Below are 13,501 nucleotides of genomic sequence, written 5' to 3' on the forward strand. Positions count from 1 at the left end.
GTTTTAAAATAGCAGGATAGAAATATGAAAGTAATTCTACTCAAAGACATAGAAAATTTAGGCAAGAAATACGAGGTAAAATCCATTAAAAATGGCTATGCCAGGAATTTTTTGATTCCAAATGGTTTAGCGAAGCTTGCAACCTCTTCAGCCATAACTGAACTCAAGGAGATAAAAAAGAAAGAAGAATTATTAGCAGAAAAACATTTGATTGAAACCCAGGAAATTGCTTCAAAGTTTGATGGTCAGGGAATTGAGTTTTTCGTCAAAACAGGGGAGGACGGACAATTATTTGAATCAATTACGCCTTTGAAGATTTCTAAAAAATTATGCGAAATGGGGTTTGAAATAAAAAAAGACCAGATTATTCTGGAAAAGCCGATAAAAGAATTAGGAGAATTTCCTGTGAAAATAATGCTTGACCACCATTTGGAAGCCAAGATTACTCTTATTGTTGAGCCAGAATCACCAAGAGAGCCATCTGAAGAATAATTATTCCACAGATACTACTTTTGCTCTTCGCTGGGTTCCGTTGAATCTTCTTATCCGTTTGGTTGAAAACTTAACCAAACCTTCTTTGTTTGCGTAGAGAGTGTCATCTTTCCCTTTTCCAACATTTTTACCAGGCACATATTTGGTTCCTCTTTGTCGTATAATAATCATTCCTGGCTTGACGCTTTGGTCGGCGTTAACCTTGACCCCTAAATATTTGGGCCTTGAATCTCTTCCTAAACTTGTTGAACCAGAAGATTTTGTTTTAGACATATTAGAAAAATTTAACGAGTAAACGAGTTTTAATTTTTCTTATACCCGCCTTGGGCGGGTGGCTAAATTAAAAATTAAACGAGAAAAATTAAAAACAAAAAACTATATTTGTATGCTATCAAAAATTGTTAAATTAGTCAATAAAAACAAAGATGTTATCTTGTTGGCTCTGATAATATTTTTGGCAAGTTTATTTATTTTTTCTCTGATTTGGATTTTCATAGAACTTGGGTCAAGCAAACCGATTGAGATATATTAAATCCACTCAATGCGCCTTAGGCGCATTTTGGTTGATAAAAATGCGCAAATATGCCAGAATTTAATCAATATGGATGATTTGTTTGATAAAAATTTAGAAGAGGCGTTAAGGAAAGATGCCCCTTTGGCAGACCGCATTAGGCCTGAGGATTTTGACTATTTTTTCGGCCAAGAAGAATTGGTAGGGGAAAGCAGTCCTTTGCGCCGGGCTATTCAAAATGATAATCTAACTTCTTTGATATTTTGGGGACCACCGGGTTCGGGCAAGACAACTTTGGCAAGGATAATCGCTAAAAAAACAAAAGCAGATTTTGTGAAATTTTCTGCTGTTGTTACTGGGATAAATGATGTTAGGAAGGCGATTGAAAAAGCTAGAGAAAGGTTAAAATTTAAAAGACAAAAAACAATCCTTTTTATTGACGAGATTCATCGTTTTAATAAAGCTCAACAGGACGCTTTTTTACCTTATGTAGAGGATGGCACGATTGTTTTGATAGGAGCTACAACAGAAAACCCTTCTTTTTCAGTGATATCACCGCTCTTATCCCGTTCAGCGGTCTATGTGTTAAAGCCATTATCAAGAGATGCGTTGAAAAGTATTTTATTGCAGGCCTTGAAAAATAAAGATAGGGGATTCGGCAATTCCGAGATAAAAGTTGAAGAAAAGGCGTTTGAACGATTGATTAATTTTGCTGACGGAGATGCGCGGGTTGGATTAAATGGCTTGGAGTTTATAGTTAACCATTTGAAAGCGGAAAAAAAGAATATTATAAAAGCGGATGAGGTTTCTGAAATATTAAAAGAACATGCTCTGCGTTATGACAAAAAAGGAGAAGAGCATTACAATATAATCTCTGCGTTTATAAAAAGTATGAGGGATTCTGACCCAAATGGCGCGCTTTACTGGTTGGCGAGAATGGTGGAGTCAGGGGAAGACCCAAGATTTATTGCGCGTAGAATGGTAATTTTTGCTTCCGAAGATATTGGCAACGCTGACCCGCAGGCGATACAAATGGCAACAGCTATTGCTCACGCTGTTGAATATGTGGGTTTTCCTGAAGCACAAATTAATTTAGCCCATGGAGTGACTTATCTTGCCACTGCTCCTAAAAGCAATGCTTCTTACTCTGCTTTGTTAGAAGCAAAAGAAGATGCTAAAAAAGGCGCTTTTGGGGTACCTCTGTATTTGCGAAATGCAGTCACTAATTTGATGAAAAAAATTGGGTATGGAAAGGGTTATCAATATGCCCACAATGTACCGGGCAAAAAGCCAGAACAAACTCATTTCCCAGAAGAAATAGGGGAAAAACAATATTACCATCCAGAAAAATAGCATTCTTTTTTCTAAGGTGATAGAATATAATAAAGGTCAAAAGATAATTAATAAATTACATTAAAAAAATGATAAATAAATTATTGAAGAATCGTTTGTTTATGTTGTTTATTGTTATAATACTCTTAGCATCAGCAATCTTTATTGCTATTGATTTCATTTGTTGGCCTGAAAAAACAGTTTCACCAACAAGTAGCGAGAACTATATTTTCACCGAGGCAAATGAGGGTGCTGTTCAGGTTTCGGTTGGACATGAATTTGTAGTGTTGCTTGAAACAAACCCAACTACTGGCTTTCAGTGGGGATTACAGCTGGACCCTAATTATATTGATTTTAAGGGGAAAGAATATATTGCAGATGAATCAGCAGAGGAAATAGTCGGAGCCGGAGGTCATGAAAAGTTTACATTTACAGCAATGACCATAGGCCAGTCAGAAATAATCTTTGCTTATACTAGGCCGTGGGAAAGCATAGAGCCGAAAAAGGTTATTACATACAGCATTGTCGCAGTTGAATAATAATATATGGATAACCAATTTATTGATTTAGAATATCAGAGGACTAAAATTGTCCGATATTTGGACAGTTTGGATGATGAAGAGAGGAGAAGGGCATTTCGTGCAATGGATTTGGCAGAGGAACAGCATGCCGGACAATTTCGTTCAAGCGGGATTTCTTACATCATTCATCCTATCCGCGTTGCCCTTATTTTAGTTGAAGAATTAGGGATAGATGATAATGATTTGCTATGTGCCGGTTTTTTGCATGATGTCATAGAAGACGGGGTCTTGACAGTTACACGTCTAAATAATCTATTCGGTCCGGAGGTTAGCCGTATTGTTGAAAAATTAACGCGTTATAAGTCGGTGGGTGAGTCGGAAGAAGAAAAATTAGAAAATAAGAAAAGAAAAGCGCAGGAGATAAGCAAGGCGGACGAAAATGTGCGGATAATAAAACTTTGCGATGTTTTGGATAACGCTCGGTCAAATAACTTTATTCCCGAAACATCTCTGGATTTCCATAAGATTTTCCGTTGGAAGGAAGAAACAAAATCTTATCTTCCGATCGCCGAAAAAACAAATCAAAGGATTTATGAGTTATTAAATCAGCTTGAATAATATTATGATAGAAGAATATCGTTTTGGGAAAATGATGATTGAAGGCGATGAATATAATTATGATGTGGAAGTTGACTGGGAGGGAGAGGTTTTGGAATGGACGAGAAAGAACAGTCATATAATAGATAAGGAAGATATAGAAAGGGCGCTGGAAAAAGAGCCAGAGATAATTGTTGTCGGCACTGGCGAGTCAGGAGTCGCGCAGGTGACAGAGGACGCAAAACAAAAGTGCAAGGAAGCCGGAGTGGAGCTGATAATAGATATCACTGAAGAAGCAGTAAAAACATTTAATGTAATCTGCGCAGAGTCATTGGAAGAAGATGGTGAGCAAGCGGAGGTCATAGGGCTTTTCCATTTGACCTGTTAATCATTAAGCAATTTTAATATGAAGAAAATTATTTTTGAGATATTAATTTTACATTATGTCTGATTATTACAAAGCAAAAAGGGATTATAGGATTTTTAAGCCGGGACAGTCGGGAGCGTTTAAAGTGAGCCGTTCAAAAATTGGCTTATTTATGGAATGTCCAAGGTGTTTTTATATGGATTGTTGCTTGGGCGTAAGCCGTCCGCCGGGATTTCCTTTTACTCTAAACAGCGCAGTTGACAAGCTTTTGAAAAAAGAATTTGATGTCCATCGGATTGCCAAAACCAGCCATCCTTTAATGGAAGAATATGGGATTGACGCAGTGCCGTTTCAAGACAAGCGGATTGACGAGTGGCGGGATACGAGGAGGGGGATTCAATATATCCACGAGCCGACAAATCTTTTGATAATGGGCGCAATTGATGATATCTGGGTTAATCCGCAGGGAGAACTGCATATTGTGGATTACAAGGCAACATCAAAAGCTGGAGAAATAACATTGGATGCAGAGTGGCAGATTGGGTATAAAAGACAGATGGAGGTCTATCAATGGCTTTTTAGACGAAATGAATTTAGTGTTTCTGATACATCATATTTTGTTTATTGTAATGGGAAGACCGATACAGAGGCATTTGATAAAAAGATTGAGTTTGATATTTCAGTAATTCCATACAAAGGAGATGACGCTTGGGTAGAACAAGCTATTCATGATATTAAAGAATGCCTTGAAAAGGACGCGATTCCGGAAATGGCGTCTGATTGCGATTATTGCAGTTATAGAAAAGCAGCTGCTCAAGAAAGCTACAAGTTTTCAAAGAAAAATAAATGATAAAGATTTCGCCTAATTCTTTGAATCTGTATTTTGAATGTCCGTTTTGTTTTTGGCTGGAAAAGAATAGGGGAATCAAAAGACCTGCGCCGTTTCCTTATGAGTTAAACTTGGCGGTTGACCAGGTTTTGAGGCGTGATTTTGACAAACATAGAGCAAAAGATAGAAAGCATCCTTTACTTGAAGCAAACAATATTCCTGCCAAGCTTTTTTCAAACCAAAAACTTTTGAACGAATGGCGGAACAAGTCCAAGGGATTGGAATATTATGACGAAAAAACAGGGGCAGTCATTTTCGGAGTGCTTGATGATGTGTTGGATTTTGGGAAAGGGAAACTGGCGCCGTTTGATTATAAGTCAACAGGAAGCAGTGTGCCCAAGGTCTATGACAGGTTTCAGCTTCAGATGGATGTTTACACTTTTCTTTTGGAGAAGAACGGATACGCCACTCCAAGAAAAGGCGTTTTAGTATTTTATACTGTTGATAAGGACGATTCTTTTGATGACCGATTGCCGTTCAAAAAAGAGATTCATATTATTGATACTGACCCATCATATATTTTAAGAACATTCCGAGAAGCGATTAAGTTTTTGAAAAAACCTGCTCCATTGGCTCACAGCCCGGAATGCGAATTCGGCAGGTGGGCCGAGCTTTTAAAATAATCTTTAGAATCACAATGTTTAGAGGTTCAACCTCTAAACATCGAATGATTTTGGAAACCAGGTTTCCAAAATGGTGGTTTCCAGAATGGCAACAAAAACCATACTTGACACCATTTTTACCATTTTAATTATTTTAATTAAATATTAATATATGAAAACAAAAAGTAAAATCATTATTCTAGTATTTACGTTAATTATTTTAATAATTGGGACAATTGTTTTTATAGAAGACTTTAAATATGAAAAACATGGTAATGGATGGAATGTCAGTCCGGCATTTGGAATAACAGAATTTTTATATAGAAAAATGTGTATCATCCAGAATGGGAGAGGAGTTAGCCTTGGATTTTCTGCTCGTTATTACTGTGATTTTATGTTTGAAGATGCTGGCAAAGAATGCATCAACCATGAACAATGTAAAGGAATATGTACTATGAGTAAAGAGGATGCTGAAATCTATTGCCCCGATTATGCAAGTGCCATTTTTATTACAGAGCCTAATTGTGAGAATGCTAAAGGAATATGTTCCAAGTACCCTAGTCACGGATTTGGTGAGTCTATTTTAGTTAACAATGGGTTTGTGACTAGAAACCTTTTAAATTATGATTAAATTGTCTTAGAAATAGATTAATTTAATTATTATGGAAGAAAAAATGGTGTTAACTCTGGTTTTTAACGCTATTTTTTAATAAATTGCGCCTCGGGAAAACCCGAGGAAAAACCATAATGTTTTTTTGAAATCTGAATAAGCTTAATCCGATAAAATATCATGTTATCAATCATTATTTCATATATATTTTTTATAATCGCTCTAATATTTTTGTTGTCTCTTACGGTTTCCAGTTTTTCGATTGCTCCGTGGGTTCCTTGTAAAAAGAAGGACTTGGAGCGGATTAATCGTTTGGCCGGATTAAAATCCGGTGAGTTATTTTGTGAATTGGGCTGCGGTGATGGGCGAGTTTGTAGATATATTGCCAAAAAGAATCCCGAATCACGAATAGTTGGCATTGAATTATCTCTGCCGATTTTTTTGTGGGCGAAATTGATAGAATTATTTTTTAAGTCAGATAATATGAAAATAAAATTTGGCAATGCTCTTAAGTATAATCTTTCAGAAATGGATGTAATATATACTTATGCTTTAGTACAATCTATTAATGGTAAATTAAAAAATAAATTTGAGAAAGAAATGAAAAATGGGGCAAAAGTTTTGTCTTATGCCTTTATCATTAATGAGTGGAAAGGGAAGACATATTTTGATAGGCCTGATAGCAAAAGCTTGCCGATTTATATTTATGAATTTTAAATTGTTGTATGGAACCAAAAAACGCCCTCCCAGCGTCTTTGGACAAAGAACTATTTGAAAAAATCTCCGATAAAATCAGAGAAATATAATTGGCTCAATGTTTAGAGGTTCAACCTCTAAACATTTTTCTCTAAACATCTCGAGTCAGAGAAGGGTCAGAGGGTGAATGCATAGCATCCACCCTCATTAACACGCGCGTTGCGCCGAAGCGCAATTCAAAAGAACGGTTGAGTCGGTCATGCCTCTCCAGGCAGTGGTAGATTGAGAAAAATAGGACAAAGGAGTTTAGGGTGAGGCAGGGGACCGATTCAATTATATTTTAACTTATCAACAACATCTGTCAAGCGGAATAATCCACAATAATGACCAATATATCTTTTTAGGTCATTTTTTGTTAGAATAAAGGAAATAATATTGGAATTATGAAAAAAGCGCTTTTAACAGCAATTATTTTTGTTTCTCTGTTTGGAGCAGGTTTTGTGATGGCTTATGAGGCAATAGATAGTTTTGATGTGATTATTAAAGTTAATTCTGACAGCACTCTTAATATTGAAGAACAAATTAAATATAATTTTGGACTTGCTGACAAACACGGCATTTACAGGGATATTCCTATAAAGTATCAGGCAAGGGGAGGAAATTATAATCTTAGAATTTCTGATATTGAAGTGGTCAATGAAAATGGGCAGCCATATAAATTTGCCATTTCCTCTGAAGGCGAATACAAGAGAATCAAAATTGGCGATGCAGACAAATATGTTACTGGGCAGAAGACATATATTATAAGATATAAGATTGGGAGGGCGATAAATTATTTTCAGGACTACGATGAAATCTATTGGAATGCCACAGGCAATGAATGGCAAGTGCCTATTTTAGAATCATCAGCAAAAGTGATTTTGCCGGAAGCAACTAATATTCAATCAATTAAGGCAGATTGTTTTGCCGGAGCAATTGGAAGCATAGAGAAATGTTCCAGCGTTATTATCTCATCAGAGCCATCAGGAATGATTGAGTTTTCCCAGACAGCGCTGTCCTCATATCAGGGCTTAACCATAGTTGTTGGGGTGCCGAAAGGAGTAATTACGCCACCTTCCAAGTTTTCTGGAGCAATAGAGTTTTTGCGAGATAATTTGATTTTATTCCTACCAATAGTAGTATTCATTATTTTCTTCACTATCTGGTGGAAAAAAGGCAAAGACCCGAAAGGCAGAAAAACAATTATTGCTCAATATTATGCGCCTGATAACTTGACTCCCGCAGAAGTAGGAACAATTATTGACGAAAGGGTTCATAATAAAGATATTTCAGCAGAGATAATACATTTGGCGATTAAGGGATATTTAAAAATTAAACGGAATGAAAAAAAGATTTTATTCGCCAAATCAATTGATTATGAACTTATCAAACTCAAAGAAGATGATGGCTTGCAAAATGATTTTGACCAAAAATTGTTCAAAAGCATCTTCAAGACAAAAAACGAAGTAAAGCTTTCTGATTTAAAGAAGGATTTTTTCAAAAGCGTTAAAGAAATCAGGGACTTGATTTACAAATCAGTTACAAAAAATGGCTATTTTGTAAGCCATCCGAATAAGGCGCGTATAAGTTATATTTCTATTGGCATTATTTTTCTTTTGCCCCTTATGTTCGGAGCTGGGCTTCTTAGCAAGTCCACAGTAGTTATCAGTTTGTTAATAACAGGTCTCTTAATAATGGTTTTTGGTTTGATTATGCCGAAAAGGACATTAAAAGGAGTTTTAGCCAAAGAACATATTTTGGGATTAAAGGACTATATAGAAACAGCAGAAAAAGAGAGGATTAAGTTTCATAATGCGCCTCAAAAAAATCCAGAATTATTTGAAAAACTTTTGCCAATGGCAATGGTCTTAGGAGTAGAAAAGGAATGGGCAGTTCAATTTAAGGATATTTATCTTAACCAACCAAGCTGGTATGAGGGGCCAGTTGGTACTGGTTTTAACTCTATCATTTTTGTCGGAAATCTTAATTTTTTCGCATCAGCAGTTCGTGGGTCAATGGCTGCTCCGGGCGGGGCAGCAGGTGGAAAGAGCGGTTTTGGGGGAGGTGGTTTTTCAGGAGGCGGATTCGGTGGCGGAGGAGGTGGAAGTTGGTAATAAAATAAATGCGTATGTTAGATAATAATTTCAGGCAGTTTATAAAAGAGCAAATTGCTTTGCCGGAAAAGAAATGGAACAGCGTTTTTGTTGATTATATTCAAAAAAAACATCAGGAATTACATAGAGAAGTGGAGAATTTTTCTTCGGAGCAGAAGCTGGAAAAAGAATTCCAAAGATATCTTGAATGTCTCGATATCAGCAAAGATGATTTGATAGGTAAGCGCATTCTTGATTTAGGTTGCGGGGAAGGGGATTTTATTAAGCATTGTTTGGGGCAAGGGATAAGTAAAGAGGCCTATGGTTTGGATATTCTTATTGAGCCAGAGGAGATAAATTCCGGCTATCGTCAATTTTTTCTAAAACACGATTTTGAGAAAGCAATTCCGCTTAAAGATTTTGACTATATTTTTTCAGTGTCAGCTATTGATGCTCCTTATTCTAAAGAAATAGACGGGAACTTAAGGGAAACAATAATTTTAGCATTGGTTGCCTTGAAGCACGAAGGGGAAATTAGGATTTTCTCTGTGCGCAAAGCTCCGCCATCTAGCGGTTTGACAGGAATTGATTTTTCCCGAAAAAAATGGATAGAGCTTTTAGATGATTTAAAAACGAAAAATTGGATTAACTATGAGCTAAGGCCGATTGATATTAGAGTGGCTGGCAACAAGCCGGATGTTTGGCTTGAAGAAGTTTTGATAATAAGAAAAGAGCTGGTGAAAATTGATTTTTAAAATAATTATCATAAAAATATGAAAATATATTTAATAATAATTCCATTAATTACTGTAATAGTTGCTTTGTCTGGAAGTTTTGTGACAAGCAGGGGAATGGATTGGTATAATCAGATTAACTTGCCTGCTTGGACCCCTTCTGGCGATATTATCGGAATCGCTTGGACCCTGATATTTATCCTTGCAACATATTCGGCTATTTTATTTTGGAACAGGGGATTTAGAAATAAAAGATTTTGGATAGTCATTGCTTTATTCTTGCTCAATGGGGCGCTGAATGCTCTTTGGTCGTTTCTTTTCTTTGGGTTGCATTTTGTGGGCGCGTCTATTTTAGAAATGATAGCGCTTGAGACAACCATTATTTGTTTGATATTTCTAATCAAGCCAACTTCAAGATTGGCATCAATTTTATTATATCCCTATGCCATCTGGGTTGCTTTTGCAACATATTTGGCTTATTCTATTTTAATGCTTAATATGTAATTGATTTAATAATATGAAGAAAAACTTTCTAATTTCTTTAATTGTTCTTTTCTCTTTAATCATCATTGCCTTTATTGTTTGGGCAATATTGTCAATGAATTCTTTGAAGTGTGGAGAAAACAGAGCCAAGGAGATAGCGGCCAATTGGATTTTAGAGAATTCAATGACATATAAGTTTGATGGTTATGGTCTGGCGCTTGATAGCGTAGAGGATATGGATTGTGATAAATGTTATGAGTTTTCGTTCTGGTTCAATGCTCGTCATTCCGGCTATGGCAACAGGATAAATATGGTTTTAGCTCAAATTATTACTCCGCATAAAATGGTAATTAAAATTAATCAATGCAAAATTATGGAAGCAATTACTGATGGTCAATTTGATGAAATTAAAAATGAGCCAATTATTCCTTCTTCGCTCGGGATAGAGATTTTAAAACAAGGACAAGGAGCGCAGGCAAAAACAGGGGATAAGATTAGCGTTAATTATTCTGGAAAGTTGTTAAATGGAGAGGAGTTTGATTCCAATTTTGGCAAGGACAGTCCTTTTGTCTTTACTCTCGGAGCAGGACAAGTTATTCAGGGTTGGGATTTTGGCCTGCTTGGTATGCAGATTGGAGAGAGGCGAAAAATCACAATCCCGTCGGACTTGGGTTATGGCAGCAGGGGCGCTGGCGCAGGACTTATTCCTCCTGATTCAACATTGATTTTTGAGGTTGAACTTTTAAACATTAATAATTAATTTTTACAAAAAAATGAGCGATAAAAATTTATTAATATTAGGAATAGCAGGCATAATTGCGATAATGGTTTTATCTTATGTCTTATTCCCCGGAGCCAAGCGGTTTGTTGACGAAGATAGCAATGGGCTTAATATTGCTAATCAAGTAGGGACGAGCGATAAGATATTGACCACAGAGAATCAGGAGATTATAAAAGAAACGCCTATTTATACTGAAAACATTTCTTATCCCAAAATTGTAAATATGCAGGATATTAATGCGCAGGAGAAAACGAATAAGGCCATAGAGGATTTTGTTCTTGAACGGGTAGCTAATTTTGAAGAGCAGATAATGTCAGAAGATGTTTTTGAAGATTTTCAGGATTATTTACAGATACAGTATCTTGTTACTCTTTTAAACGAATCATTGGTTAGCATAAGTTTTTCAGCATCAGAAAATTTTGGCGGGGCGCACCCCAATAATTATGCAATAACTTTTAATTACGATATTACTGGCGCTAAGAAGGTTGAATTATGGGATATTTTCAAGAAAGGAGTGGATTATAAGGGAGTTATAAGCGAAATTTGCCAAGAGAAACTATTGGTCCAATTCGGCGAGGATGAAGCGCTGGAATCGTGGATAAAAGAGGGGACAGAACCGAAAGAAGGAAGTTTTGAGAATTTTGTATTGACCAATGCTTCATTAGTAATTTCTTTTAATCCATACGAAGTCGGACCATATGCCATAGGAATCCAAACAGTAGAGATATTTTTCACTGACATAGAGCAGTATTTGGATACACAGGGATTGTTGGTAGATTTGATATAAAGACAACTCAACTAAAAATCACAGATTATAAAATGCCAAGTTGCTATTGACGCTTGGCGTTTTTAGTGTTATGATTTAGACATCCTTTGTGTATCTAAAAATCAGAGGACCATAAGGAGGTTGAACTTTGAAAATTGATAAGGTTATAGAAGAAGCGATATTGGGCGCATTAAGAGACCCCGAACTTTTTAAAAAGATGTTTCGGGCGTTTTTGCAAAAACAAAAGCAGGTAGTTGAGGCGCTGTTTGCCTTGACGGACACAGAGCCGGAATTCGTAGAAGAAGAACCAATGTTGGGAGTGTTATTGTATGCGTTAGAGCATGGCGAAGACCTGTTCAATGACCCTTTAACAAGGGTCCGAGACGGACGGCTTTTCAGGGATGGGGTCTATGATAAGCTCATTGCTGAAGCCGAACGATACAAGCATCCGTTGAGCGTAGTAATCATTGATGTAGATGATTTTAAGGCCATCAATGACACCTTCGGCCATTTGGCTGGAGATAGAGCGTTGGAACGAGTTGCTTCAATCCTTTCCAAGGAAGCGAAGCGTGGCATAGATATTGTTATTCGCCACGGCGGAGATGAGTTTTTGCTCATTCTTCCTCATACAGAGGCAACAGGCGCTGGAGTCCTGATGGGCCGAATAGAGAAAGTGTTATCAACGCTATCTCCGAGGGTCTCAATCAGCTTCGGAATTAATTCCTGGATTCCGGGAAGTGATTCGATTAGCCTGGGCGCGATGGTGAAGGCAGCAGATATGGCCATGTATAAGCATAAGCAGGGCAAACGCACATAGCGGTTCAACCCACACACAATGCGGCGGAAGAGATTTTATCTCCCGCCGCATTATTCTTTTACATATCTATATTATGCGACATCACTAATAAAATAGGTGGTCGAGAGTAGTGGGGAATAAGTCATATTTTATCCGTGATATTTTCTATGTATTTCTTTTAAATGAGGTCTGGTGACATGGGTATAAATCTGGGTGGTGACAATATTCCTATGTCCCAAGAATTCTTGCACAACCCTTAAATCAACGCCTTTCATTAATAAGTCAGTGGCAAAGCTATGTCTTAATGTATGCGGAGTCGTGGTTATTGGTAATCCTGCCAGCACAACATATTTTTTTATTATCCGCTCAATTGTTCTAGTGGTAATCCTCCCTTGGACTTTTGGCCCCCTATAGGTCACAAACAAAGCTCTTTCTTTGTCTGCTCGTTTCACAAGATATTGTTGAAGCCAATCAATTGTTCTTTGTGACAGGAAAACTGTTCTTGGATGGCCTCCTTTGCCAACAATGCCAATTTCCAAGTCCTTTGTGGTCGGTTTAATAGTTATCTGGTCCCGATTAAGAGCAACTAATTCAGCAACCCTTAATCCAGTGGAAAATAGTGTTTCTAAAATTGTTCGGTCTCTTAATCCGTTTATGTCGTTTAAATTAGGGATTGCTAAGAGTTTTTCAACCTGTTCTAATGTAAGAAAATTAACAGTCCGCTCCTGTGATTGTTTGGTTAATTTTATTTTTTCCGGTGGCAGGGAAATGATGTCCTTATCAGCGAAATAGGTTAAGAGTGAACGCAGAGCGATTAAGTAGTAGTTTTGAGTATTTCGCTTAAGCGGTTTTTTGTCTTTTTTTAGGTATTGGCGCGATAAAAATGTCTTATATTTGAAAATATGGTCAGGAGTCATTTGGTGGGGTTTAAGGTTTTCTAATTTGTTTATTTTTGACCATTCTAAGAATTTTTGTAAAAACCTAGAATAGTTTTCTTGCGACTTATATGCAAGTCCTTTTTCAATATCAGTCCAGTCCAAAAAATCATTTATATGTTTTATAATTGGTTTTTCTGAATTATGCATATGTGTTATTTTTAAAAATTATGATAGGGAAGTAATTTGCGACTCACAATCAATATAGAGCACATTTTGCGATGTCAGGGCGCCATATTTTGCGACGTTTTAATGAA

The 13,501-nt window shown here is 36.7% G+C and carries 18 protein-coding genes; 16 read left to right on the forward strand and 2 right to left on the reverse strand.

Features of this window, described 5'->3' with window-relative positions:
• Positions 1 to 24 precede the first annotated feature (24 nt).
• Positions 25 to 492, forward strand: coding sequence for a 50S ribosomal protein L9 (gene rplI, locus KJ562_02820; GenBank protein ID MBU3964623.1), 468 nt, complete (start codon positions 25 to 27; stop codon positions 490 to 492).
• Here the strand turns inward: rplI and KJ562_02825 are convergent, their stop codons facing one another.
• Positions 493 to 765 (reverse strand): bL27 family ribosomal protein, encoded by a 273-nt coding sequence (locus KJ562_02825; protein MBU3964624.1) that lies wholly within the window; start codon positions 763 to 765, stop codon positions 493 to 495.
• A gap of 112 nt (positions 766 to 877) precedes the next feature.
• Between KJ562_02825 and KJ562_02830 the strand changes: the two genes are divergently transcribed.
• The 15 genes from KJ562_02830 to KJ562_02900 all read left to right on the forward strand — a co-directional run bounded on the left by KJ562_02830 (position 878) and on the right by KJ562_02900 (position 12,330).
• The gene (locus KJ562_02830; protein MBU3964625.1) at positions 878 to 1,024 is read left to right on the forward strand and encodes a hypothetical protein; all 147 of its coding nucleotides are present in this window, start codon (positions 878 to 880) and stop codon (positions 1,022 to 1,024) included.
• A gap of 69 nt (positions 1,025 to 1,093) precedes the next feature.
• On the forward strand, positions 1,094 to 2,356 hold the full coding sequence (locus tag KJ562_02835) for a replication-associated recombination protein A (protein MBU3964626.1): 1,263 nt from the start codon (positions 1,094 to 1,096) through the stop codon (positions 2,354 to 2,356).
• A 68-nt stretch (positions 2,357 to 2,424) separates the two neighbouring features.
• Positions 2,425 to 2,874 (forward strand): protease inhibitor I42 family protein, encoded by a 450-nt coding sequence (locus KJ562_02840; GenBank protein ID MBU3964627.1) that lies wholly within the window; start codon positions 2,425 to 2,427, stop codon positions 2,872 to 2,874.
• Positions 2,875 to 2,880: 6 nt separating this feature from the next.
• Complete coding sequence (locus tag KJ562_02845; protein MBU3964628.1) at positions 2,881 to 3,474, forward strand: HD domain-containing protein; 594 nt, start codon at positions 2,881 to 2,883, stop codon at positions 3,472 to 3,474.
• 4 nt (positions 3,475 to 3,478) lie between these two features.
• Complete coding sequence (locus KJ562_02850) at positions 3,479 to 3,841, forward strand: hypothetical protein (GenBank protein ID MBU3964629.1); 363 nt, start codon at positions 3,479 to 3,481, stop codon at positions 3,839 to 3,841.
• Positions 3,842 to 3,896: 55 nt separating this feature from the next.
• The gene (locus KJ562_02855; GenBank protein ID MBU3964630.1) at positions 3,897 to 4,670 is read left to right on the forward strand and encodes a PD-(D/E)XK nuclease family protein; all 774 of its coding nucleotides are present in this window, start codon (positions 3,897 to 3,899) and stop codon (positions 4,668 to 4,670) included.
• Entirely contained in the window at positions 4,667 to 5,332 is a 666-nt protein-coding gene (locus KJ562_02860; GenBank protein MBU3964631.1) for a PD-(D/E)XK nuclease family protein, read from the forward strand. The genes KJ562_02855 and KJ562_02860 overlap by 4 nt, the downstream gene beginning before the upstream one ends.
• Before the next feature lie 151 nt (positions 5,333 to 5,483).
• Positions 5,484 to 5,942: a hypothetical protein gene (locus KJ562_02865; GenBank protein MBU3964632.1), complete on the forward strand. Its 459-nt coding sequence runs from the start codon at positions 5,484 to 5,486 to the stop codon at positions 5,940 to 5,942.
• A gap of 159 nt (positions 5,943 to 6,101) precedes the next feature.
• Positions 6,102 to 6,638 (forward strand): hypothetical protein, encoded by a 537-nt coding sequence (locus KJ562_02870; GenBank protein MBU3964633.1) that lies wholly within the window; start codon positions 6,102 to 6,104, stop codon positions 6,636 to 6,638.
• Positions 6,639 to 7,060: 422 nt separating this feature from the next.
• Positions 7,061 to 8,770: a DUF2207 domain-containing protein gene (locus KJ562_02875; protein MBU3964634.1), complete on the forward strand. Its 1,710-nt coding sequence runs from the start codon at positions 7,061 to 7,063 to the stop codon at positions 8,768 to 8,770.
• Positions 8,771 to 8,784: 14 nt separating this feature from the next.
• Positions 8,785 to 9,504 carry a class I SAM-dependent methyltransferase gene (locus tag KJ562_02880; GenBank protein MBU3964635.1) on the forward strand — a complete coding sequence of 240 codons (720 nt, stop codon included), beginning with the start codon at positions 8,785 to 8,787 and terminating at the stop codon, positions 9,502 to 9,504.
• An 18-nt stretch (positions 9,505 to 9,522) separates the two neighbouring features.
• Positions 9,523 to 9,987, forward strand: a complete 465-nt coding sequence (locus KJ562_02885; protein ID MBU3964636.1) for a tryptophan-rich sensory protein — start codon at positions 9,523 to 9,525, stop codon at positions 9,985 to 9,987.
• A gap of 352 nt (positions 9,988 to 10,339) precedes the next feature.
• Positions 10,340 to 10,726 (forward strand): FKBP-type peptidyl-prolyl cis-trans isomerase, encoded by a 387-nt coding sequence (locus KJ562_02890; GenBank protein ID MBU3964637.1) that lies wholly within the window; start codon positions 10,340 to 10,342, stop codon positions 10,724 to 10,726.
• A gap of 13 nt (positions 10,727 to 10,739) precedes the next feature.
• Positions 10,740 to 11,534 carry a DUF3298 and DUF4163 domain-containing protein gene (locus KJ562_02895; protein ID MBU3964638.1) on the forward strand — a complete coding sequence of 265 codons (795 nt, stop codon included), beginning with the start codon at positions 10,740 to 10,742 and terminating at the stop codon, positions 11,532 to 11,534.
• 127 nt (positions 11,535 to 11,661) lie between these two features.
• A complete protein-coding gene (locus tag KJ562_02900; GenBank protein ID MBU3964639.1) occupies positions 11,662 to 12,330 on the forward strand; it encodes a GGDEF domain-containing protein in 669 nt (222 codons plus the stop codon).
• Positions 12,331 to 12,458: 128 nt separating this feature from the next.
• Here the strand turns inward: KJ562_02900 and KJ562_02905 are convergent, their stop codons facing one another.
• Positions 12,459 to 13,394 (reverse strand): tyrosine-type recombinase/integrase, encoded by a 936-nt coding sequence (locus KJ562_02905; protein ID MBU3964640.1) that lies wholly within the window; start codon positions 13,392 to 13,394, stop codon positions 12,459 to 12,461.
• Positions 13,395 to 13,501 lie beyond the last annotated feature (107 nt).

The organism is Patescibacteria group bacterium (assembly GCA_018900835.1).
Lineage (GTDB): Bacteria > Patescibacteriota > Minisyncoccia > Minisyncoccales > PEYH01 > PEYH01.

What these genes read in the sequence shown, in the direction of transcription:
- KJ562_02905 (MBU3964640.1), bottom strand. Translation starts at nt 13,394, where the DNA reads ATGCATAATTCAGAAAAACCAATTATAAAACATATAAATGATTTTTTG.
- KJ562_02865 (MBU3964632.1), top strand. Translation starts at nt 5,484, where the DNA reads ATGAAAACAAAAAGTAAAATCATTATTCTAGTATTTACGTTAATTATT.
- KJ562_02885 (MBU3964636.1), top strand. Translation starts at nt 9,523, where the DNA reads ATGAAAATATATTTAATAATAATTCCATTAATTACTGTAATAGTTGCT.
- KJ562_02875 (MBU3964634.1), top strand. Translation starts at nt 7,061, where the DNA reads ATGAAAAAAGCGCTTTTAACAGCAATTATTTTTGTTTCTCTGTTTGGA.
- rplI (MBU3964623.1), top strand. Translation starts at nt 25, where the DNA reads ATGAAAGTAATTCTACTCAAAGACATAGAAAATTTAGGCAAGAAATAC.
- KJ562_02840 (MBU3964627.1), top strand. Translation starts at nt 2,425, where the DNA reads ATGATAAATAAATTATTGAAGAATCGTTTGTTTATGTTGTTTATTGTT.
- KJ562_02895 (MBU3964638.1), top strand. Translation starts at nt 10,740, where the DNA reads ATGAGCGATAAAAATTTATTAATATTAGGAATAGCAGGCATAATTGCG.
- KJ562_02850 (MBU3964629.1), top strand. Translation starts at nt 3,479, where the DNA reads ATGATAGAAGAATATCGTTTTGGGAAAATGATGATTGAAGGCGATGAA.
- KJ562_02890 (MBU3964637.1), top strand. Translation starts at nt 10,340, where the DNA reads ATGGAAGCAATTACTGATGGTCAATTTGATGAAATTAAAAATGAGCCA.
- KJ562_02825 (MBU3964624.1), bottom strand. Translation starts at nt 765, where the DNA reads ATGTCTAAAACAAAATCTTCTGGTTCAACAAGTTTAGGAAGAGATTCA.
- KJ562_02870 (MBU3964633.1), top strand. Translation starts at nt 6,102, where the DNA reads ATGTTATCAATCATTATTTCATATATATTTTTTATAATCGCTCTAATA.
- KJ562_02830 (MBU3964625.1), top strand. Translation starts at nt 878, where the DNA reads ATGCTATCAAAAATTGTTAAATTAGTCAATAAAAACAAAGATGTTATC.
- KJ562_02880 (MBU3964635.1), top strand. Translation starts at nt 8,785, where the DNA reads ATGTTAGATAATAATTTCAGGCAGTTTATAAAAGAGCAAATTGCTTTG.
- KJ562_02860 (MBU3964631.1), top strand. Translation starts at nt 4,667, where the DNA reads ATGATAAAGATTTCGCCTAATTCTTTGAATCTGTATTTTGAATGTCCG.
- KJ562_02835 (MBU3964626.1), top strand. Translation starts at nt 1,094, where the DNA reads ATGGATGATTTGTTTGATAAAAATTTAGAAGAGGCGTTAAGGAAAGAT.
- KJ562_02845 (MBU3964628.1), top strand. Translation starts at nt 2,881, where the DNA reads ATGGATAACCAATTTATTGATTTAGAATATCAGAGGACTAAAATTGTC.
- KJ562_02855 (MBU3964630.1), top strand. Translation starts at nt 3,897, where the DNA reads ATGTCTGATTATTACAAAGCAAAAAGGGATTATAGGATTTTTAAGCCG.